This window comes from Pseudomonas sp. NPDC078416, assembly GCF_050268485.1.
Classification (GTDB): Bacteria; Pseudomonadota; Gammaproteobacteria; order Pseudomonadales; family Pseudomonadaceae; genus Aquipseudomonas.
Map to the genome: position 1 here is coordinate 444,859 of NZ_JBNNGV010000001.1, position 22,786 is coordinate 467,644.

At 61.3% G+C, this 22,786-nt stretch carries 13 protein-coding genes; 5 read left to right on the forward strand and 8 right to left on the reverse strand.

Features of this window, described 5'->3' with window-relative positions; translation table 11 throughout:
• The 5 genes from selO to putA all read right to left on the reverse strand — a co-directional run bounded on the left by selO (position 1) and on the right by putA (position 13,062).
• A complete protein-coding gene (gene selO / locus ACQKEN_RS02060) occupies positions 1-1,464 on the reverse strand; it encodes a protein adenylyltransferase SelO (RefSeq protein WP_427683298.1) in 1,464 nt (487 codons plus the stop codon).
• Positions 1,465-1,512: 48 nt separating this feature from the next.
• Positions 1,513-4,881, reverse strand: coding sequence for a mechanosensitive channel MscK (gene mscK, locus ACQKEN_RS02065; protein WP_427683300.1), 3,369 nt, complete (start codon positions 4,879-4,881; stop codon positions 1,513-1,515).
• Positions 4,882-4,917: 36 nt separating this feature from the next.
• A complete protein-coding gene (locus ACQKEN_RS02070; RefSeq protein WP_427683302.1) occupies positions 4,918-6,660 on the reverse strand; it encodes a potassium/proton antiporter in 1,743 nt (580 codons plus the stop codon).
• Positions 6,661-7,087: 427 nt separating this feature from the next.
• Positions 7,088-8,890 carry an acyl-CoA dehydrogenase gene (locus ACQKEN_RS02075; protein WP_427683304.1) on the reverse strand — a complete coding sequence of 601 codons (1,803 nt, stop codon included), beginning with the start codon at positions 8,888-8,890 and terminating at the stop codon, positions 7,088-7,090.
• Positions 8,891-9,108: 218 nt separating this feature from the next.
• Positions 9,109-13,062 (reverse strand): trifunctional transcriptional regulator/proline dehydrogenase/L-glutamate gamma-semialdehyde dehydrogenase, encoded by a 3,954-nt coding sequence (gene putA / locus ACQKEN_RS02080; protein ID WP_427683306.1) that lies wholly within the window; start codon positions 13,060-13,062, stop codon positions 9,109-9,111.
• Between the two features lie 431 nt (positions 13,063-13,493).
• Here putA and putP point away from each other — a divergent pair, with 431 nt between their 5' ends.
• Positions 13,494-14,978, forward strand: a complete 1,485-nt coding sequence (gene putP / locus ACQKEN_RS02085) for a sodium/proline symporter PutP (protein WP_427683308.1) — start codon at positions 13,494-13,496, stop codon at positions 14,976-14,978.
• A gap of 57 nt (positions 14,979-15,035) precedes the next feature.
• Here the strand turns inward: putP and ACQKEN_RS02090 are convergent, their stop codons facing one another.
• Positions 15,036-15,707: a polysaccharide lyase family 7 protein gene (locus ACQKEN_RS02090; RefSeq protein ID WP_427683310.1), complete on the reverse strand. Its 672-nt coding sequence runs from the start codon at positions 15,705-15,707 to the stop codon at positions 15,036-15,038.
• A 315-nt stretch (positions 15,708-16,022) separates the two neighbouring features.
• Between ACQKEN_RS02090 and ACQKEN_RS02095 the strand changes: the two genes are divergently transcribed.
• From ACQKEN_RS02095 to ACQKEN_RS02105, 3 genes are read left to right on the forward strand one after another with little or no spacing between them, the layout of a single operon-like run.
• A complete protein-coding gene (locus ACQKEN_RS02095; protein ID WP_427683311.1) occupies positions 16,023-18,164 on the forward strand; it encodes a putative bifunctional diguanylate cyclase/phosphodiesterase in 2,142 nt (713 codons plus the stop codon).
• Between the two features lie 57 nt (positions 18,165-18,221).
• The gene (locus tag ACQKEN_RS02100) at positions 18,222-18,722 is read left to right on the forward strand and encodes a YgjP-like metallopeptidase domain-containing protein (protein ID WP_427683791.1); all 501 of its coding nucleotides are present in this window, start codon (positions 18,222-18,224) and stop codon (positions 18,720-18,722) included.
• A gap of 31 nt (positions 18,723-18,753) precedes the next feature.
• Entirely contained in the window at positions 18,754-19,050 is a 297-nt protein-coding gene (locus ACQKEN_RS02105; RefSeq protein ID WP_427683313.1) for a winged helix-turn-helix domain-containing protein, read from the forward strand.
• A gap of 79 nt (positions 19,051-19,129) precedes the next feature.
• On the opposite strand, the gene ACQKEN_RS02110 is transcribed toward ACQKEN_RS02105, so the two are convergent.
• Positions 19,130-19,588: a GNAT family N-acetyltransferase gene (locus ACQKEN_RS02110; protein ID WP_427683314.1), complete on the reverse strand. Its 459-nt coding sequence runs from the start codon at positions 19,586-19,588 to the stop codon at positions 19,130-19,132.
• Between the two features lie 205 nt (positions 19,589-19,793).
• Here ACQKEN_RS02110 and ACQKEN_RS02115 point away from each other — a divergent pair, with 205 nt between their 5' ends.
• A complete protein-coding gene (locus tag ACQKEN_RS02115; protein WP_427683316.1) occupies positions 19,794-20,531 on the forward strand; it encodes a substrate-binding periplasmic protein in 738 nt (245 codons plus the stop codon).
• Here the strand turns inward: ACQKEN_RS02115 and yccS are convergent.
• Positions 20,512-22,719: a YccS family putative transporter gene (gene yccS, locus ACQKEN_RS02120; RefSeq protein WP_427683318.1), complete on the reverse strand. Its 2,208-nt coding sequence runs from the start codon at positions 22,717-22,719 to the stop codon at positions 20,512-20,514. The genes ACQKEN_RS02115 and yccS overlap by 20 nt on opposite strands.
• Between the last annotated feature and the right edge of the window lie 67 nt (positions 22,720-22,786).

The window sequence follows — 22,786 nt, forward strand, 5'->3', positions numbered from 1 at the left end:
TCACGACGAACAACTGATCTCCAGATGTTTGCCCCAATCCGGCGGCCGCTGTGCATAACTCTCCATTCCGGGCTGCTCCTCGAACGGGTTGCACAGCACCTGATGCAAACGGCGGACTTCGCTGTCGTCGCCTTGTTCGGCGGCTTCGATGGCGCGTTGGGCCAGGTAGTTGCGCAGGATGTACAGCGGATTGACCGCGTGCATGCGCGCACGACGATCCTCTTGGCTGGACTCGGGTTCGCGGGCGATGCGGGCTTGGTAGGCTTCGGCCCAAGCGTCGAAGCCAAGCATGTCGACGAAGTCGTCGCGCAACTTTCCTGCCGCGACTTCGGCTGATTCTTCCCCCAGATGGCGGAAAAACAAGGTGTAGTCGACGCCGCTGTTCTGCATCAGTTGGAGCAAGCGTGCGATCAGATCAGCGTCATCTTCTTCTGCCGTTGTCAGGCCTAGACGCCGACGCATCAGGTCCAGGTAATGCGCCTGATACAGCGGCAAAAACAGGCCCAGCGCCTCACGCAATGCCTCGACGCTGATGAAGGGTGTCAGCGCCTGGGCCAGCGCGCTGAGGTTCCACTGGCCAATCGGCACCTGGTTGCTGAAGGAGTAGCGGCCTTCGTGATCGGAATGGTTGCAGACGAAATGCTGGTCGAAGTCATCCAGAAACGCGAACGGACCGAAGTCGAAGGTGATGCCGAGAATTGACATGTTGTCGGTGTTCATCACGCCATGACAGAAGCCATAGGCCTGCCATTTCGCAATCAGCTCGGCCTGACGCTCGACGATCACGCGAAACATCGCCAGATGCGGTTCGGGCTGTTCCAGGCACTCGGGGTAGTGCAGGGACAATACGTGATCGGCCAGTTGCTTCAGCTGTTCCGGCTGTTTGGTGTAGAAGAAATACTCGAGGCTGCCGAAGCGCACGTGGCTTTGCGCCAATCGCAGCACCATCGCCGCACGCTCCTGGGTTTCACGCCACACCGGGGTGCTGGAGCCGATCACACAGGCCGCGCGACTGGTCGGTATACCCAAGGCATGCAGGGCTTCTGACGCCAGAAACTCGCGGATCGACGAGCGCAGGACAGCGCGACCATCGCCCATGCGCGAATACGGCGTCTGCCCGGCGCCCTTCAGGTGCAGATCCCAGTGTTCGCCGGCGTCGTTGTAGACCTCGCCGAGCAGTAAACCGCGGCCATCACCCAGGCGAGGGTTGTACGAACCGAATTGATGACCCGAATAAACCATCGCCCGCGGATCGGCCTCGGCCCACAGTTTGTGGCCGCTGAAAATTTCAGCAAACAGAGGGTCTTGTGCCTGAGCGAGGTCCAGATCGAGCAGCGCGAGTGCCGCCTCGCTGGCAACCACCAGCCGCGGGTCGGCAATGGGCTCGGGCAGGACGGTGGTGGAAAACGCATCGCCCAGACGGGCAAAACGATTATCGAAGGTCAGCTCGTCGAGGGCTTTCAAGGGATGCCTCCAGCAGAATGTCCGACCATTCTGCTGGGATTTTCCGGGTCAGTCGAGCCTGACTTCCGGCGGCTCCGGTGCATCTTTTGGCGCAGGGGGCACAGCAGCAGGCGGTGTGATGGTTTTCTGCTCGGGTTCAACGGGTACCATCTTGTACTCCTGTCCCTGCATGTTTTTGAGGTAAACCTCCATCTGCCGGAACGAGATATTGATGTGCTGCTTCTTGAATTCCTTATTGATAAACCGGTTGATCTCGTCGAGCACCGGGTTGCGGTCGCCCAGGTCACGTACGTGCATGCGCAGCTCGTGATCGAGGGTGCTTTCGCCAAAATTGAGGAAGTAGACGATCGGCTCGGGCTCTTTCAAGACTCGCGGATTGTCACGGGCGGCCTTGAGCAGCAGGTTGCGCACCAGGTCCAGATCCGAGCCGTAATCCACGCCCAGCTTGAGCGTGACGCGGGTGATGGTGTCCGTCAGCGACCAGTTGATCAGCTGCCCGGTGATGAACGTCTTGTTCGGGACAATGATGTCCTTGCGGTCGAAGTCGGTGATGGTGGTCGCGCGAATGCGGATCTTGCTGACCGTACCTGACAGCGCGCCGATGGTGATGGTGTCGCCGATCCGCACCGGGCGCTCGAACAGGATCATGATCCCGGAGATGAAGTTGGCGAAGATCTCCTGCATGCCGAAACCCAGGCCCACCGATAGCGCCGCCACCAGCCATTGCAGCTTGTCCCAGCTCACGCCGAGGGCCGAGAGTGTCGAAACAAAGCCCACGCCAGCGATGGTGTACGACAGCAACGTGGTGGTCGCGTATGAGCTGCCTTGCTTGAGATTGAGCTTCGACAGCACCAGCACTTCCAGCAGGCCCGGCAAGTTGCCGGCCAGCACAAAGGTGATGCCGATGATCACCAGCGCGCCGATAAGGTCGCCCAGGCTGATCGGCACCATGCTGATGTTGGCGCCTGTGCCGCTGGTGTACTCGTACAGCGTGATGTTATCGAGGTACGAGAACACCGAAATCAGGTCGGCCCAGACGAAGTAGAGCGCGCCGATGAAGCCGGCGATCAGGGCCAGACGAATCAGGCGCAACGACTGCTGGTTGACCTGTTCGATGTCCAGCGTCGGCTCCTCGATCAGCGTCTCGCCTTCGCCGGCTTCTTTCGCGGCCTGACGTTTGCTCAGCGCACGTTGATACGCCAGACGGCGCGCGGCGACGCTAAGCCCGCGTACGAAAGCGGCTTCGATCACCAGCCACAGCATGAGCAGATACAGTGTGTCGATCAGGCGATCACTGAGCTTCAGCGCCGTGTAGTAATAGCCAAAGCACACGGCGACGAACAGCGCGACGGGCAGGGCGGTGAAAGCCAGGCCCACTGCGCGGCGAAACAGCGAGGCACTGTGGTGGGTCGGGCTGGTGAGCAGCAGGCGCGCGAGCAGCCAGGTCATGAGGGCGTAGCAGGTCAGCACCACGGCGATGCCGATGACATCGTCGGCCAGTGCCGAGGGTTCGTGCTCGGCTACCGCAACCACCGTCACCAGCGCCAGCACCACAAGACCCAGACGGCGGATCCAGCCGCGCAGGAATTCCACCTGCGGTTTTTCCCAGCGGAAGTGCAATTGCGCCACGCCGCCCGGCGCAAGAATCCGGTAGGCGGTGTAGAACACCAGCCAGGCCAGCGCCACTTGCAGCAGTGCCGAGCCCAGATTGACGTTCTGCCCGCGAGCGTCGATCTGCAACGCGAACGCACACACCGCCAAGGTCAGCGACAACGGCATCGCCAGCAGCACGTTGATGAAAATCGCCAGCGGCGTCTGCCACTGCCTGTCCCGCTTGAAGTGGCCGATGTCGGCGTGCAGTCGATTGAGCTTGTCGTACAGCGCCTTGCGTTTCCACATCAGCGCGCCGATCACCAGAAACAGCGGCAGGAAGATCAGCGGGCGCTGGGTCAGCCCGTCGTAGAGTTCGCTGACGCTGGACGTCCATGGCAGGGTGGTGACCTGTTTGACGAGTCGCGGCTGGACGCGCTCGAACCATTCCAGGTCCAGCGGCTTGTTGCTCGGAATCCAGAACATCTGCTCATCGAGGGTGGCCCGCAGGCTGTTGGCCGTGCTGACCAGCTGTTTCTGATTGAGCTGCAGGGTGATGGATTCGTTGAGCAGGGCGCTGAGCTCTCGGTTCAGCCGCTCCAAAAGGTCGCTGCGGGTGGTGGCCAGATCGAGCAGCGTCTTGCGCAGCGCGGGCGTGACGTCTTCCGGCTTCTGCGTCGCCAGCAGTGTGTCGACGTATGCGCTTGGGCTGCTCATCTGCTCGCGCTGCTGATTGACCTCGAATTGGTACAGGCGGATGTCGGCGATTTCGTCGGCCAGACCGCTGTCGAGCTTGAGTTTGGGTAAGGATTGCTTCTGTTTGTAGAGGATTTTCGACAGCAGCAGACTGCCGCTCAATACGTTGATCTGCTCGTCGAGCGCCTGATCGGTTTGCGTGATGGCATCCAGCTGGGTCTTGGTCTTGAGGTTCTGCTGGGTCAGCTCGTTGAGGCGGTCGGTGCCACGCAGCAGGTAGTCGGAGAGCTTGAGGTTGGCGGCGCTTTCGGTCGCCAGCAGACTGCTGCCCCCGGCTTTCTGCGCTTCAAGGGACAACTGCGTCACGGTTTCCTGGGACTGGGCGCGACGCTTCTCGTTGATCAGCGTTTGCAGGTCCTGGATTTCCTGATCCTGTCGGTTGACCTTTTCCGTGAGCAGGTCGCGCTGGCTGCCGCCCAGGTCCTGCAACTGGCTGTTGCCGGCAAGCTCCTGACGGCGCAGTGCAATCAATGCGTTCAATGAGGCCTGTTCAGCGTTCAACGCGTTGCGCTGGTCGGCGTTGATGGCTTTGCCACCGTCCTTGCCGGACTTGAGGATGCCATTGATGGCCTGAATGCGCGTCTGGCTGCTGCTGATCTCGGCCTGGGCGCGTTCGGGCCGGGTCTGCGCGTTGATGGTCAGGCTGTTGGCGTCATTGAGGGCTTTTTGCAGATCAGCCTGCTGGGCGCTGCGCTGACTCAGTACTTGCTCAAGCTGCGGTACGTCCACATTGGCGTAACGCTGCGCGACCGGAATGACTTTACTGGCCTTGAGCTTGGTCAGCTCGCGCTGGTTCTCGGTGGTCTCCCGAGGTGCATCGGCGAGCTGCTTTTTCAGGTCTTCCAGCTTCTGCTGGTTGTCCTTCTGGCTGGACAGGAACGTCAGCGTCTGTTCCAGCACCTGCTGCAGCGCTTTCTGATCGTCAGCGGTCAGTTTGCGGTCGGCGATCTTGTCCAGGCTGCGCTGGACGGCCTCGCTGGACAGGGGAGGCGTATCGGCGGCGTGGGCCGGTACGGACGACAGGCAAAGCCCAAGCAGGGCCGAGGCAAAAAGGTTACGCAGCGTGGACATAGACACCGGGTCGAGCGAGCAGAAATGGGGGGCAGTTTAAAGGAACAGCGCGGGTCCCGGGCTGCTTCCTTCGGGGAATCTGACGCCCACTTTGAGGATCTTGTTCCCGTCCATAACCGCAACCGTCCAAATAGTTCCATTCCATTCGATCTGGTCACCCACGATCGGCGCCCCGCGATTCTTCTGAATGATGAACTGACTCAGCGGCATGCCTGGATCCAGCCCGTCGAGTTTAAGACCGTAGAGTGCCGCGACAGCCCCCAGCTCAGCGTCTCCTTCCAGTACGAAGTCACCGAAGAAGCGCAGATCCAGACCACGTTGCGGCGCCTGACTGAATAGCTTGCCGAGGGCAGGAAGGTCGTGTTCATGGCCGATGACGCACAGCAGATCGCCGACTTCCAGCACCGTACTACCCGACGGGTGGAGCAGTTGCTGGCCACGAAAGAGGGCTGCGATTCGCGTGCCTTCCGGCATTTTCAACTCGCGCAGTGCGGCGCCGATGCACCACTTTTCGGCGCCAAGGCGATACACGAACAGCTCCCACTCACTGGTGACATGCACTTCCAGCGCTGCGCGGGAAATCGGCGCCGGATCAGGCGGCACCGTCACTTTCAGCCACTTCGCCACCCACGGCAGGCTCGTGCCCTGAACCAGCAGCGACACCAGCACGATGAAGAACGCGAGATTGAAGTACAGCTGGGCATGGGGCAGCCCGGCCATCAGCGGGAACACCGCCAGAATGATCGGTACCGCGCCACGCAAACCGACCCAGGCGATAAAGGCTTTTTCGCGACCGTGGAACACCCGGAAAGGCAGCAGCCCGGCCAGCACCGACAGCGGCCGCGCCACCAGAATCATCCACAGCGCCAGGCCCAGGGCCGGCAGCGCGATCGGCAACAAATCGTGGGGCGTGACCAGCAGGCCGAGCACAAGGAACATGCCGATCTGCGCCAGCCAGGCCATGCCGTCGAGCATGTGCAGAATGCCGTGGCGGCTGCGAATAGGCTTGTTGCCCAGTACCAGGCCGCACAGGTAAACCGCGAGAAAGCCGCTGCCGTGAATGGCGTTGGTCAGTGCGAAGACGACGAGACCGCCGGCCACCACCAGAATCGGGTACAGGCCGTTGGCGAGGTTAATCCGGTTGACCAGTTGCAGCATGATCCAGCCGCCGCCCAGCCCGACGATGCCGCCGATGCCGAATTCCTGAATCAGGTGGCCCAGCAGGCTCCAGTGCAGGCCGGTCTGGCCGCTGGACAGCATGTCGATCAACGTGACCGTGAGGAATACCGCCATCGGGTCGTTGCTGCCGGATTCGATTTCAAGGCTGGCCGTCACCCGTTCGTTGAGGCCTTTGCCGCCCAGCAGCGAGAAGACGGCAGCGGCGTCTGTGGAACCGACGATGGCGCCGATCAGCAGGCCCTGAATGATGTTGAGGTTGAATAGCCAGGCGGCGACCATGCCAGTCAGCCCCGTGGTGATCAGCACCCCGACTGTCGCCAGCGACAAGGCTGGCCAGAGTGCGACCCGGAAACTCGCCACCCGTGTGCGCAGGCCGCCGTCGAGGAGGATGACCGCCAGCGCGAGGTTGCCGACCAGATAGGCCGTCGGGTAATTATCGAAGATGATGCCGCCGCCATCGACACCGGCGACCATGCCGACCGCCAGGATGATCACCAGAATGGGAATGCCAAGGCGGGAGGACAGCGAGCTGACCAGAATACTTGCACCCACCAGCAACGCGCCGATCAGGAACAGGCTGTTGATGGTCGTGGCATCCAAGGGCGGTACTCCAGAAACGAATTCGAACAGACGAGGGCGCGAACTGACCATGCAGTCCGCGTGCCAAGGGATTTAACCTGTTGAATTGCATGGCTGTCAAAGCGTAATTCTTGACGGCCGGGCACTGGGTGCCGCGAGATAGACTCATATCAAGAGGCCGCTGCGCAACGGTTGGTCAACCGTTCAGCGCCCACTTGCGGGGGTGACGGCGCCATGGCAACGATAAATATGCAGGGCAGATAAAGCGGGGAAATCTGATCACGTGTGGTGTTCATCAGCAGGCAGCGATCCGCGCCATGCAGGTTTCAAGCACAGCAACAGCTGCCTCTTCAGACGAGCGACAGCTCAAGCAGATAGCCAGGCGCTACGTTGCTGATGATCCCGATCTCCTGCGCCCAACTTTGTAAGTTACGCAGAGCTCAGTCGCTTAAAACCAGGCTTCCTGCATGGAGAGGCACGCGTCATCGCGCCGCTCGAGAATGGCCAGTTCGTGATGGCAGCCCGGCACTTCCCACGTCAGGAAGAACCGTGCGGCTTGCAGTTTGCCGTTGTAAAAGTCGGTGTCGACATCCCGCCCGTGATTCAAACCTTCCTGCGCACGAATGGCCTGTTCCAGCCAGCGCCAGCCAATCACCGCGTGCCCGAAGGCCTTCATGTACAGCGCGGAGTTGGCCAGTGTCGCGTTGACCTTGCCTTGGCTCAGGTCGGTGAGCAGGCCGAGGGTGACCGCTTGCAGGCGGGCGACCAGTTGCTCCAGCGGCTGTCGCAGAGCGGTCAGCGATTCATGTGCCTGCGCGCGCTCGCAGGTGTCAGCGATCAGGCGAATCAGTTGCTTGAGCCCGTCGCCACCGTTCTGGGCCAGTTTCCGGCCCAGCAGATCCAGCGACTGAATGCCGTGGGTGCCTTCATGAATCGGGTTCAGGCGGTTGTCGCGGTAGTACTGCTCCACCGGGTACTCCCGGGTGTAGCCGTGGCCGCCGAGAATCTGGATCGCCAGTTCGTTGGCCTTCAGGCAAAACTCCGAGGGCCAGGATTTGACGATGGGCGTCAGCAGATCAAGCAGCTCGTGGGCGTGTTTTCGCACATCTTCGCTTTCGCCCGTTTGTGTGTCGTCGAACAGACGAGCGGCGTAAAGGCCCAGGTCGAACGAGCCTTCGACGTAAGCTTTTTGGGTCAACAGCATGCGTTTGACGTCGGCGTGCTGAATGATGGACACCGGCGAGCCGTCCGGTGATTTGCTGTCAGGCAGTCGGCCTTGCGGACGTTCGCGGGCGTATTCCAGCGAGTAGAGGTAACCGGCGTAACCCAGCATGACTGCGCCCATGCCGACACCGATACGTGCCTCGTCCATCATCTGGAACATGCAGCTCAGGCCCTGATGGGGCTTGCCCACGAGGTAGCCGACGCAGTTGCCGTTGTCGCCGAAGTTCAGCGCGGTGGACGTGGTGCCGCGCCAGCCCATCTTGTGAAACAGGCCGGCCAGAATGACGTCGTTGCGCTCGCCGAGGCTGCCGTCGTCGTTAACCAGAAACTTCGGGACGATGAACAGGGAAATGCCTTTCACCCCCGCCGGTGCGTCGGGCAGTTTGGCGAGGACCAGATGGACGATGTTTTCGGAGAGTGGGTGATCGCCGCCCGAGATAAAAATCTTGTTGCCGCGCAGGCGATAGCTGCCATCTTCGGCGGGCTCGGCGCGGGTGCGAATGTCCGACAGCGACGAGCCGGCGTGGGGTTCGGTCAAGGCCATGGTGCCGAAGAAACGACCCTCGATCATCGGTTGCAGAAAGCGCCGCTTTTGCTCGTCGGTGCCGAAGTTTTCAATGAGATTCGCCGCGCCCATGGTCAGGAACGGATAGGACGACGTCGCGGTGTTTGCTGACTGGAAATGGGCAAAGCAGGCCTGGGACAGTAACGTCGGCAGCTGCATGCCGCCCGCTTCGAAGTCCCGGGCGGCGTTGAGAAAACCGGCTTCCAGAAAGGCATCCACGGCGGGTTTCACTTCCGGGATCAGCACCGCTGCGCCGTTCTCATAGCGCGGCTCGTTCTCGTCGTTTTTACGGTTGTGGGGGGCGAAGTATTTCTCTGCAATGCTGCGCGCTGTGCTGATCGCCGCATCGAAGGTTTCCCGGCTGTGCTCGGCAAAACGCTCGCGTTGGGTCAGCGCCTCGGCGTCCAGCACCTCATACAGCTCGAAAGCCAGATTGCGGGAACTGAGCAGCGTCTCGGACATGGCGGCATACCTTTCTTGGGAATGCCTTCGAGTCTAGGGCCGAGGGGGAGGGGTGAACAGGATGATTGATGCGGGTGATGGAGGTATCAAACGATCAAGGCAGGCTCGCCGAATTCGGTGTAGGAGCGCGCTTGCCCGCGAACGCGTCAGGTCAAACACTGCTGGGGTGTCTGACCGAATGCATTCGCGGGCAAGCGCGCTCCTACAATGGGGCTGCGTTACCCGATCGTCATGAGGCTCGCGTTACCGCCCGCTGCCGCAGTGTTGACGCTCAGCGCACGCTCGATCACCAGACGCTCCAGCGCGATGTTGGTTTCGCCTTTGGACAGGCCGTGAACGCCGACAATAGCGCCGCCTCGTTGAGCGACCTGTTCGCAGATGGCGCGCAGTTGATCGGAATCACCGTGGTGCAATACCGCATCGATGGCGACCTCATCCTTGTTCCAGTCGGCGACCAGCTTGATGCGCGACTGAACGTCCTTCGGCAGGCGATTGCGCAGCGACTTGCCCGGCTCAATGTCCGGCACGATAGCTGTACTGCCCACCGCCATCACGGCGGCCAGTTGCGCCAGCAGATCCGTCTCGTCTTCGGCCAGGCACAGCACGTGCTCACGCGGCAGGATGCTATAGCTGTTGCGCTCACCCGTCGGCCCCGCGAGCGTGCGGGTCACGCCGCTTTGGGATTGCTCGGCGAACTCGCTGCAAAGAGCCTCCAGGTCGCCGAGTTGCTGGCTGCTTGCCCAGGCTTTGAGCGCATTCAGCGGCTTGAGCATTGCCTCTCGCATGCGGGTGTCCGGCGCCTGTTGCGCATCGCGGGCGGCGAAGGATTTCTGCACGGCATCGGCGGGACGCGTCGACAGCAAACGGTACAGGTAGAGCGGGCCGCCGGCTTTCGGGCCGGTGCCCGACAAACCTTCGCCACCGAACGGCTGCACACCCACCACGGCGCCAACGATGTTGCGGTTGACGTACATGTTGCCGGCGTTGACGTTGTCGATGACCTTGGCGATGGTCTCGTCGATGCGTGTGTGTACGCCCAGTGTCAGGCCGTACCCGGAGGCGTTGATCTGTGCGATCAGTTGATCCAGCTCCCGACGCTTGTAGCGAACGACGTGCAGCACCGGGCCGAAGATTTCCCGTTGCAGCTCGTCGAAGCTGTCCAGCTCGATCAGCGTCGGCATCACGTAAGTGCCGCGTTTGATCTCGTCGCTGTCGGCAATGGCGACCTGATACACATTGCGGCCTTTGTCGCGCATCGCCTGAATGTGTTTCTCGATACCAGCCTTGGCTTCCTGATCGATCACCGGGCCAATGTCCACCGACAGGCGCTCCGGGTTACCGAGGCGGCTCTCGGCCATCGCACCTTTGAGCATCTCGATGACGCGATCTGCGGAATCTTCCTGCAAGCACAGCACACGCAGCGCGGAGCAGCGTTGGCCGGCGCTGTCGAACGCCGAAGACACCACGTCGATGACCACTTGTTCGGTCAGGGCCGAGGAGTCGACGATCATCGCGTTCTGGCCGCCGGTTTCAGCGATCAGCGGAATCGGCCGGCCCTGGGCATCGAGACGGCCGGCGACGTTGCGTTGCAGCAAACGGGCAACTTCGGTGGAACCGGTGAACATGACGCCCTTGACGCGATCATCGCCGACCAGCCGCGCGCCGACCGTTTCACCCCGGCCCGGCAGCAATTGCACCACGCCTTCGGGAATACCGGCTTCGAGCAGAATGCGGACAGCCTGTGCGGCAATCAGCGGTGTCTGCTCGGCGGGTTTGGCGAGTACCGGGTTGCCGGCCGCCAGCGCTGCCGCGACCTGACCGCTGAAAATCGCCAGCGGGAAGTTCCACGGGCTGATGCACACCACCGGCCCCAGAGGGCGGTGAGCATCGTTGCTGAAATCGTTGCGTGCCTGTACCGCGTAGTAACGCAGGAAATCCACCGCCTCGCGCACTTCGGCGATGGCGTTGGCGAACGTCTTGCCAGCTTCGCGAGCGAGCAGGCCCATCAACGGTTGAATCTCGGCTTCCATCAGGTCGGCGGCACGCTCGAGGATCGCGGCACGTTCGGCGGGCGGTGTTGCTTGCCAGATCGGTCCGGCGCTGAGGGCGCTGAGCAGCGCGTTATCGACGTCTTCCAGACTCGCTTCCTGCACGTGACCGACCACGTCACGCAGATCGGACGGGTTCAGGACCGGCGTTTCAGTGCCAGCGCTGACCGGGCTGCCCAGCATCGGGCCGGCCTTCCAGTCGTTGTGCGCCGTGGCGAGCAGGGCCGAAGACAGCGAGGCGAGGCGATGTTCGTTGGCCATGTCGATGCCGGCGGAGTTGGCGCGCTCACTGCCATACAGGTCGCGGGGCAACGGAATGCGTGGATGCGGCAGGCCGAATCCGCCTTCCTGGGTGGCCATGCGCTCGATGCTGGACACTGGATCGGCCACCAATTCCTGTATTGAAATCGATTGATCGGCGATGCGGTTGACGAAGGACGTGTTGGCGCCGTTTTCCAGCAGTCGACGCACCAGATACGCCAGCAGCGTTTCGTGGGTGCCGACCGGTGCGTACACGCGGCACGGTCGGTTCAGCTTGCCGTCAGCGACTTTGCCTACGACCTGTTCATACAAGGGCTCGCCCATGCCGTGCAGGCACTGGAACTCGTACTGGCCGGGGTAATAGTTCTGACCGGCGATGTGGTAAATGGCCGACAACGTGTGGGCGTTGTGGGTCGCGAACTGCGGGTAGATGACTTCCGGCACCGACAGCAGTTTGCGTGCGCAGGCGATGTAGGAAACGTCGGTGTAAACCTTGCGCGTGTAGACCGGGTAGCCTTCCAGGCCTTCGACCTGAGCGCGTTTGATTTCGCTGTCCCAGTACGCGCCTTTCACCAGACGGATCATCAGGCGATGGCGACTGCGGCGCGCCAGGTCAATGACGTAGTCGATCACGTAAGGGCAGCGCTTCTGATACGCCTGAATCACAAAACCGATGCCGTTCCAGCCGGTCAGTTGCGGTTCGAAGCACAGGCGTTCGAGCAGATCCAGCGACAGCTCCAGGCGATCGGCTTCTTCGGCGTCGATGTTCAGGCCGATGTCGTATTGCTTGGCCAGCAGGGTCAGCGACAGCAGACGCGGGTACAACTCGTCCATCACGCGCTCGTATTGCGCCCGGCTGTAACGCGGGTGCAAGGCGGACAACTTGATGGAGATGCCCGGGCCTTCATAGATGCCACGGCCGTGGGACGCTTTGCCGATCGAGTGGATGGCTTGCTCGTAGGATGCCAGGTATTTCTGCGCGTCATGCTCGGTCAGCGCCGCTTCGCCGAGCATGTCGTAGGAGTAACGGAAACCTTTCGCTTCGAACTTGCTGGCGTTGGCCAGGGCTTCGGCGATGGTTTCTCCAGTGACGAACTGCTCGCCCATCAGGCGCATGGCCATGTCCACGCCTTTGCGGATCATCGGCTCACCGGATTTGCCGATGATGCGGCTGAGCGAGGAGGTCAGGCCGGCCTCGTTGTGGGTGCTGACCAGTTTGCCGGTCAGCAACAGGCCCCATGTGGCGGCATTGACGAACAGCGACGGGCTGTTGCCCAGATGCGGGTGCCAGTTGCCGGTGCTGATCTTGTCGCGGATCAATGCGTCGCGGGTACCTTTGTCGGGGATGCGCAGCAGGGCTTCGGCCAGGCACATCAGCGCCACGCCTTCCTGGGATGACAGCGAGAATTCCTGCAGCAGGCCCTGAACGATGCCGGCGCGGCCACCAGCGCTCTTCTGATTGCGCAGCTTTTCAGCGATTGATGCCGCCAGCTTGTGGGTGGCATCGGCCATCGGCGCAGGGAGGCGCGCCTGTTCGATGAGCATCGGCACCACTTCAGGCTCGGGACGGCGGTAGGCGGAGGTGATCGCCGCACGCAGGACTGACTGGGGAAGGATGCTCTCGGCGAATTCAAGAAATGCCTGATGGCCGTTGTCGGCGGGCAGGTCACCCTGATCATCGGCATCTTTGCCACCCTGACCACTGAGTTCATTCAGGGTCGCACCGCCCTCGAGCTTCTCCAGATAATTGAAGATCGCCTGCTTGATCAGCCAGTGGGGCGTCCGGTCAATGGAATGCGCCGCCGCTTTCAAGCGCTCGCGGGTGGGGTCGTCGAGTTTGACACCGAGGGTGGTGGTGGCCATTTCTTATCCTCATGACAGCCACGGTCATGTGGCTTAGCTGCGGCAAGATTAGCTGCGGGATCGAAAGGGTGCAACCGGGTGCAACCGCTTTTTTCAAAGTGTTTCCAGAGTGCCCCGTATTGAGCCAAAGTGGCCATGGCGCGCCCGGTTAGGGTGCCCATTGAATCTCGGCTCTATTGGGCAATTCCCCCGCAAATACTGCGCCGATGGCATTTTGATCTAAATTGTAAAAAAGCCCCGGAATGCCGGTTTTCGGGTTGCACCTGCTCCGGAATGTCCTCTAGGATGCGCCGCTTTGGTGCATTCAAGCGGTGTGCAGCGGCAAGCTCTTTGCCAGCCCGCGACATACGCGAGCGGCCTTGCGCAAACCTGATGCCTCAGGCGAACTTCGCCCTGCTCGCGCCTATAAAAACAACGCCGGAACCTAACCGATGAGTGTCAGCAACCCTACCTTGATCACCTTCGTGATCTACATCGCCGCAATGGTCCTCATAGGACTCATGGCCTACCGCTCCACCAACAATCTCTCGGACTACATTCTCGGCGGGCGCAGCCTCGGCAGTGTGGTTACGGCGCTTTCAGCCGGTGCATCGGACATGAGCGGCTGGCTGCTCATGGGCCTGCCGGGCGCAATCTACATGTCCGGTCTGTCGGAAAGCTGGATCGCCATCGGGCTCATCATCGGCGCCTACCTGAACTGGCTGTTCGTTGCCGGTCGCCTGCGGGTACAGACCGAACACAACGGCGATGCGCTGACCCTGCCGGATTACTTTTCCAGCCGCTTCGAAGACAACAGCGGTTTGCTGCGAGTGATTTCGGCCATCGTGATTCTGGTGTTTTTCACGATCTACTGCGCCTCCGGCATCGTCGCCGGCGCGCGGCTGTTCGAGAGCACCTTCGGCATGTCCTACGAAACCGCATTATGGGCGGGCGCTGCGGCGACGATTGCCTACACCTTCGTTGGCGGTTTCCTGGCCGTCAGCTGGACAGACACCGTGCAGGCGACCCTGATGATCTTCGCGCTGATCCTCACGCCAATCATCGTGCTGTTGGCGACAGGCGGGGTCGACACCACGTTCATGGCGATCGAAGCGCAGGACCCGAGCAACTTCGACATGCTCAAGAACACCACCTTCATCGGCGTCATTTCGCTGATGGGCTGGGGCTTGGGCTATTTCGGTCAACCGCACATTCTGGCGCGCTTCATGGCCGCGGACTCGGTCGGGTCGATCGCCAAGGCGCGTCGTATTTCCATGACCTGGATGATCCTCTGCCTGGGCGGCACCGTCGCCGTGGGCTTCTTCGGCATCGCCTACTTTTCGGCGCACCCTGAGGTGGCGGGGCCGGTGACCGAAAACCACGAGCGCGTCTTCATCGAGCTGGCCAAGATCCTGTTCAATCCCTGGATTGCCGGCGTCCTGCTCTCGGCCATCCTGGCGGCGGTCATGAGCACGCTGAGCTGTCAGTTGCTGGTGTGTTCAAGTGCGCTGACCGAAGACTTCTACAAAGCCTTTCTGCGCAAAAGCGCGTCCCAGACAGAGCTGGTGTGGGTCGGCCGGGCCATGGTCCTGCTGGTGGCGCTGATCGCGATCGCCCTGGCGGCGAATCCGGAAAACCGCGTGCTGGGTCTGGTCAGCTACGCGTGGGCCGGATTCGGCGCGGCATTCGGGCCGGTGGTACTGATCTCGGTGATCTGGAAAGGCATGACCCGCAACGGCGCGCTGGCGGGGATTCTGGTCGGCGCGATCACGGTCGTGGTGTGGAAGCATTTCGAACTGCTGGGCCTGTACGAAATTATCCCCGGCTTTATCTTCGCCAGTATCGCCATCGTGGTCTTCAGCACGATCGGCAAAGGCCCGACGCCGGGCATGCTGACGCGATTTGAAGCAGCGGAAAAAGAGTACAGGGCGGCGTAAGGGCTGCCTGCTCAGGAGCCCGAGCGACACACACGCTCGGGCTCCCTTGCGCGCGCATCAGCTCTTGTTGTGGTCGGCGTCCAGGTTGAAGAACATGGTCTTGCCGCCTTCGCTGGTGTAGCCCGTGTTGTCCTGGGTGTAGACCCCGGCCTTGAAGTACAGCTGCTGTTTGCTCCAGGTGGCGCTGATCCGGTCATTCCAGGCCATGCCATGGGCGGTCACGCTGAGCAGCCCGGCTTTATTAAGGTGGATGACGTAGTTGAACGTCTCGTTAAGGCTGACGTTTTCCGCCACCGTGATCACACGCGCTTTTTTGTCGGTGGGGTGGTAGCGGACCTTGGCGACGATGTTGCCCATGTGCGTCGCTTCCAGGTACTGATATTCGAGCTTCAACAGCGGCTGGGTGCTCTCGTAGACATGAATCTGACCGATGACAACCCTGCCGGAAGACGGCACCTGAAGAACCTTGAGCTTGGCATTCAGGTAATTATCGGCGTCCTGGTAGTACCAGTTGTGCAGCGTGCCGTTGGACCAGGTCTCTCGCAGTTCGGTGCGTGGGTAGATCGCGTTGGCGGTCTTGCTGCCGGTGACCGGTGCCCAGAATGTGATGTTCGATGAGCCGGACTTGAAGTACTTGCCGTCGTAACCTTGAAGCAGTTGTTGTGTCTCGATAGTGGCGGGGGGCGAGCCCACTGGAATGCTCAGATTCCACGTTCCCAAATCAATCATGTCTAGTCGTCCGGTATGTCTCAATGCCAGCAAAGTCGCGGGCGCAAGGGGTTGTGGGGCGCTTTTTATACGGTTCACCGCCGCGTTTGTTAATGCGATTCCGTCGAACGGTTGACGTCAAAGTGCCGCTACTTTTGCTGCAGCTCAGGGCGGTGCTGACATTGAGCGCCATTACCGTTAGTCGGTTGAATGGCACTTTTTAAAGGGCACTGCTATGGCCGCCTTCTTTTTTCGTCAATCGAAGCTAGAGTAATGGCCAATCAGTCCATCAGCGGGGCCGTTCCCCGGGCAGTCAAGTGAATGATGAGTAGCAGCATGGAATGCGTGCAGTCCCTGCCACAAAGTGGCAAATCAGTATTGTTGGTCGTTGATGATTACCCGGAAAATCTGGTGACCATGTGCGCTGTCCTGCAGCGACAGGATCGGGAAATCATCACTGCCGCCTCAGGCATGGAAGCGTTGGGTATTTTGCTGGACCGAGATGTCGATCTGGTGCTTCTCGATGTGCAGATGCCGGACATGGATGGCTTCGAAGTCGCCCGCCTCATGCGTGGCAGCCTGCGAACCCGGTTGACGCCGATCATCTTCCTCACGGCCAACGAACAATCCCGCGATTCGGTGCACAAGGGCTACGCCAGCGGCGCAGTCGATTACCTGTTCAAACCGTTCGACCCCAATATTCTCAGACCCAAGGTACAGGCGCTTCTGGAGCAGCAGCAAAATCGGCGTGCCCTGCAGAAGCTGAGCCGCGAGCTGGAATCGGCGCGGGCCTTCAATGCATCGGTGCTGGCGAACGTGGCCGAAGGCATTCTTGTCGTCACCGAAGACGGCGTCATCAGCTTCGCCAATCCGGCGATCTGCCGTTTGCTGGGCATGACCGACGGCGAGCTGCGCGGCACTGGTTTGTGCGCTTATCTGCACGAGCCCAGCGTCGGCGAATGGTCCGACTCCGGCTTTTATCATCACTATCGCCGTGCCGACACCTACCGCGTCCACGATGCCGTGCTGCGAACGCCCGAGGGTCGCCAGGTCCCGGTCGCGTTGTCGTGCGCGCCGCTGCCCGCCGAGCAGCGCGCCATGGTGCTCAGCGTGCTCGACATGTCGGTGGTGCGTGACCTCTACCGTCAGCTCGAACATCAGGCCGTGACGGATTCCCTCACCGGCCTGCTCAACCGCCGTGGTTTCTATCAGACGGTCGAAGGGATGCTGCTGCGCAACGAGCACGCGGGCAAATACCTGGTCGTGTTGTACCTGGACCTCGACGGCTTCAAGGATGTGAATGATTCCCTGGGCCACGACGCCGGCGATCAGGTGTTGCAATGGGTCGGCGCGCAATTGAAAGACTGCCTGCGTCCTTACGATGTGCTTGCGCGCATGGGCGGCGACGAGTTTGTGGTGGTCATCGACGGGCTGGACTTCCCCGAGCACGCCGCCAAGGTCGCCGAGAAACTCATCGAGCGGGTTTCCGCGCGGCGCATGATTGACGGGGTAGAGGCCACACTCGGCGCGAGTATCGGCATCGCGGTTTACCCGGACTGCGGCACCAATCTGGATGGCCTGCTGCGTGCGGCGGACATCGCGATGTACGAAGCCAAGCGCGCAGGGCGCCAGCAGTACCGTTTCTTCGATCAGTACATGAATGGCCGCGCACGCTCCCGTCTGATGCTCGAAGAGAGCGTGCGCACGGCGATTGATGGCAAAGACTTTTCCATGGTCTACCAGCCGCAGGTCAACGTGGTCACCGGCAAGACGCGGGGCTTCGAGGCGCTGCTGCGCTGGCATCATCCGGACGCGGGCGACGTGCCGTCAGGTGTGTTTATTCCGCTGCTGGAAGAGACGCGGCTGATCAACAAGCTCGGCAGCTGGATTTTCGAACAGGGTGCGGCGCAGCGCCAACGCTGGAGCGACGTATTCCCGGACGATCTGGTCATGAGCGTCAGCGTAAGCCCTGCGCAATTCAGCCTGCCGAACCTGGCGGCGGAGCTGCAGCGCGCGATGCAGATACACGGCCTGAAACCTCGGCAGCTGGAAGTCGAGATCACCGAGCCGTCGCTGGTCCACAATCTGGTGCACAGCCGCAAGCAACTGCAGGACCTGCATGACATCGGCGTGCGTGTGTCGCTGGACGATTTCGGCGCAGGCGACAGCTCCCTTGCCCATCTGCGCAACCTTGATCTGGACACCCTGAAACTCGATCGGCACTTCATTGGCGGCATGCTGGGATCGTCCCGCGACCTGGCCGTCGCGCGCAGCATCATTGACCTATGTCGCATGCTCGATATCGAGGTGGTTGCGGAGGGCGTCGAAACCTACGAGCAGTATGAGTGGCTGGTCGACAACGGCTGTCAGATCATTCAGGGCTTCCTTATTGCTCATCCGATGCCGCCCCTTGAGGCAGAGCGTTTTGTCGAGCCGGTCGATCTGCCGGTCGCGTTACAGCTGCTCGGGCAGGACTGACGCGGTAGACTCGCGCTTTTCCCGCTACCCGATCCGACCATGACTGTCACCACGCCCATGCCGCTCAAATACCTGCAGGCCTATCCTGAAGGTCTGCAGGATCAGGTTCGGCAACTGATCGCGCAGAACCGGCTGACGGATTACCTGCAGCAGCGCTATCCCGATCGTCACGAAATCCAGAGCGACAAGGCGCTGTACGCCTATGCGCTGTCGCTCAAACAGGAATACCTGCGCAACGCGCCGAACATCGACAAAGTGCTGTTCGATAACCGCCTGGACCTGACCCACCGCGCGCTGGGCCTGCACACCACCGTGTCGCGGGTGCAGGGCGGCAAGCTCAAGTCCAAGAAGGAAATCCGCGTGGCGGCGTTGTTCAAGGAGGCCGCGCCGCAGTTTCTGAAGATGATCGTGGTCCACGAACTGGCGCATTTCAAAGAGTCGGATCACAACAAGGCCTTTTATCAGTTATGCGAACACATGCAGCCGGGCTATCACCAGCTGGAATTCGACCTGCGCATCTACCTGACCTGGCGGGACATGCAGACGACGGCGCGCTGATCAGCCGCTAACGCTTTTCAAGGAAGTTTTGATGGAAGTCAGCAAGACCAAAAGCAGTTTTTACCGCCGCCTGTATGTCGCGTATCTGATCGACAGCGGCATCGCCAGCAGCGTACCGGCCCTGACCGATGTCACCGGCATGCCCCGTCGCACCGCCCAGGACACCATCGCGGCGCTGGCTGATCTGGATATTGTCTGCGAATTCGAACAACTCGATGGCGCCCGCAATCATGCCGGCGGTTACCGGATTCGTGACTGGGGCGCGATTGACCGCCGCTGGATCGAGGGCAATCTGCAGGCCCTCAAGATGGTGCTGGGGTATCCGTGACGGCGTGTCAGGGGCGTTGACTCAAGAGCTTCCCGGCTAAAGCCGGTCCTACGAAGGGCGCCAGGGCCCGCGCGCCGGATCAGTCCAGATCCCGACGCATGCTGATGTGGGGAATGCCGTCCTCGACGTACACCTCGCCCACCGGATTGAAGCCGTAGCGGCTGTAGTAACCCTGCAAATGGGCCTGGGCCGACAGAAAGATCGGCTGGTCCGGCCATTGGCGTTCCGCGTGCACCAACGCCTGAACCATCAGCTCATGGCCCATTCCCTTGTTGCGCATTGACGGTGCGGTCACCACGCGGCCGATGGTCACGTCGCCGTTCTGCTGGATCGGGTCAAGCAAACGCAGGTAAGCGACCAACTGATCATTCTGCCAGGCCATCAGATGGCAAGTATCGCCCAGCAAATCCTGACCATCGACGTCCAGATACCAGCATTTCTGCTCCACCACGAACACCTGCGCCCTCAGTTGCAGAACGGCGTACAGCTGCTCTTTTCCAAGGTCGGTATGGTGTTTGCAAATCCAGTTGATAGACATGACGCCGGCCTGCGAGAAGAAGTGGATGCAGGATACTAAACGCATATCGGCGCCAGCCCAAATTCGCGGCGAGCAGGGCTCGACACTGATTCAATCAACGGTGCGTCATTTTGTTGAACTGCGGCACAAACATCGCCGTGTTATGAGTTGTGCAATGCGCAAAATGCGTCTTCACTGAAGGCCAGTTGCCACAAGGAAGCTGAGCATGTCGCGTTTGCTGTGCGCCGCAGGGCTGTTGGGAATGATGCTGATAGCCCAGGGCGCTGTCGCGCAGACACTGCGTCTTGCCGGCGATGCATGGGCGCCTTATGCCGACGTGTCATTGCTGCACGACGGGCTTTCCACCGACCTGATTCGCACCGCGCTGGGCCGCGCCGGCTATGACACCGAATACGAGCAGGTCCCCTGGGCGCGGGCGATACACGGGCTGAGCGAAGGGCGATACGACATCGTTATCAACGCCTGGTACAGCGAAGACCGCACGCGCATCGGGGTTTTTTCCGCGCCGTACCTGATCAACCGCCTGCGCTTCCTGAAGCGCAAAGACGCCTCCATCGACTTTCAGAACCTGTCGCAGCTGCACGGCTATTCGATCGCCGTCGTGCGCGGATACGCCTATTCGCCTGAATTCGACGCCGATGCCGAGCTGAAAAAGGTGCCGGTGGCGGGTTTCTCGACCGCCGTCAGAATGCTTGCAGCGGGCAGGGTCGACCTGACGGTGGAAGACGAGTACGCGGCGCGGTTCGCCCTCAATCGCGAGCCGGCGGACGTGCAGGCCAACGTTGAATTCCTGCCCAGGTCACTGAGCGAGAACAGTCTGCACATGCTGGTCAGCATCAAGCGGGCGGATCATCAGCAGATCGTTCTGGATTTCGACAAGGCAATCGCCGACATGAAAGCCGACGGCACGTACGACAGGCTCATCAAGCTGCACGGTCTGTGATGTCGGGTTCTTTGACCGGTTCTTTGATCAAGTGCGCTGCCAGGGTGCGCAGTGGCCCTAACTGACTGCAGATCAGCGCCAGTTGGGTTTGCACCAGCCGTTGCCCCTCGTCGATTTCTTCCGGCATCTGTTCCAGGCTCGTCGCCAGCGCTTCTTCGGCATCGCTTTGCACCGCCACCGGCTCACGCATCGCCAGGCTTTGGGCGATTTCATCGATGCTCGCGGCAAGGCTGGCACCGGCGCCTTCAATCAGATGCTCGCGTACTTCGGGCGGCAGCGGTGCGTCCCGATGCGCGCCCAGACCCGACAGGTAACTGAGCAAGGTGTGTGACAGCACCAGGAAGCGGAAACCCACGTCGGCCTCTTTGCGGAAATGCCCCGGCTCCATGAGCATGTTGGCCAGCGTGGTGGAAAGCGCCGCGTCGGCGTTATGGGCGTTGCGGCGGGCGAGTCGATAGGCCAGATCGTCGCTCTTGCCGTTTGCGTATTGCTGCATGATCTGGCGCAGGTAAATGCTGTTGCACGACAGCGTGTTGGCCAGCACCTTGTTCAGCCGGCGACCTTGCCAGTCGGGCAGGAACAGGAACACCGCCAGGCCGGCGATGAGGCTGCCCAGCAGCGTGTCCAGCAGGCGCGGCAGGAATACGCCGTAGCCGTCGCCGACCTGATTGAAGCAGAACAGAATCATCACCGTAATCGCCGCCGTCGACAGCGTGTAGCGCGTGGTGCGGTTGACGAAGAACACCACGCCGGCCAGCACCGCGCACATCGACTGCAGGACTGGCGTGGTGATCAGGTCGAACAGAATCCAGCCCGCCGTCAGGCCAATCGCGGTGCCGATGATCCGCTGCCCGAGTTTGCGCCGCGTGGCGCCGTAGCTTGGCTGACAGACGAACACCGTGGTGAGGATGATCCAGTAGCCCTGGGACGGGTGAATCAGGTGAACCATGATGTAACCGATGACCAGCGCCAGCGGCAGGCGCAGGGCGTGACGGAACAACAGCGAGGTCGGGGTCAGTTGCAGGCGCAGGCGCGTCCAGACGTCCTTGAGGTTGCGCGGCGAGCGGTCGAGCAGACTGCTGTCGGTGGCGTCCGCCAGGGCGTCGGGGTTGCTCGCATCACTGAGCAGCCGGTCGAGGGTGCCGAGGTTATTGGCCAGCGCCCGCAACGAACGCAGCAGCCCGCGCCACGCCGGGTTGCTCTGAATGCGCAGGTGTTCGAGGGAGGCGCGCAGATCATTCAGCGCGTGGGCGAAGCTGTCGTCATAGATGAACGGCTGGCGCAGCTGGATCGACGCCGACAGGTCACGGCAGGCGCGACCTTGCTGGCGCAGCAGGCGCTGGCAGCGAAACAGCACGTCGCTGTGGAAGAACGCTTCGGCCAGGGAGTTGTAGGGATAGTGCGACGAACTGGCGCGCTCGTGGATGTCCTGCGCCAGGAAGTACAGCTTCAGGTAGCGACTGACCTTCGAGCCGGGGCGACCGCTGCCGACGCGGTTAAGGATGATTTCCTTGGTCACGTTGAGCGCGCCGACGACCTTGCCGTTCTGCTTGGCAAGCTCAAGGCGCTTGGCTTCGATATCCAGCGTACGGATCGGCTCGAACAGCTCTGATTTGAGCTTCAGGTACAGGCCCAGCTCGCGAAACAGGCGGGCCAGCGCCTGCTGCACCGGCTGATTGGAAAACAGCATCTGCCACAGCACCGACAGCAGGCCGTACCACGCCGCGCCCGCGACCAGCAGCATGGGCTCGTGCCAGAAATCGGTGACTTCGCCGCCGCGCTGATCGACGCCGATCATGGTGTAGACCGAGAGAATCAGCGTCGCATAGGCAATGGCGCCATAGCGCTCGCCCAGCGCGCCGAGCATCGTCAGGCAGAAGGCCGCGAAGGCAAAGGCGCAGATGAATATCACGGGGTAGGGGAACAGCAGCTCCACCGACAACGCCGCGATGCTGAAACACACCAGCGTCACGGCCAGCGCATTGAGGCGGCCTTGCCAGCTGTCATCGGTTTCCGACAGGGCGCTGGCGATAATCCCGAGGAACAGCGGGATCAGTTGGGACATCTCGTTCTGGTACCAGCACAGCGCCATGCTGCCGGTCAGCGCGATGAAAACCCGCACGCTGTAGGAAAACTTGTCCAGCGCCCAGAGACGGCGGAATGTATTGCGCAACGATGTCGATGCCATGAACGCTGACGGCCTTGTTCGCGATTGATTTTGCTGAGGGATATGTACAGCGCCGGATGCGCGCTGT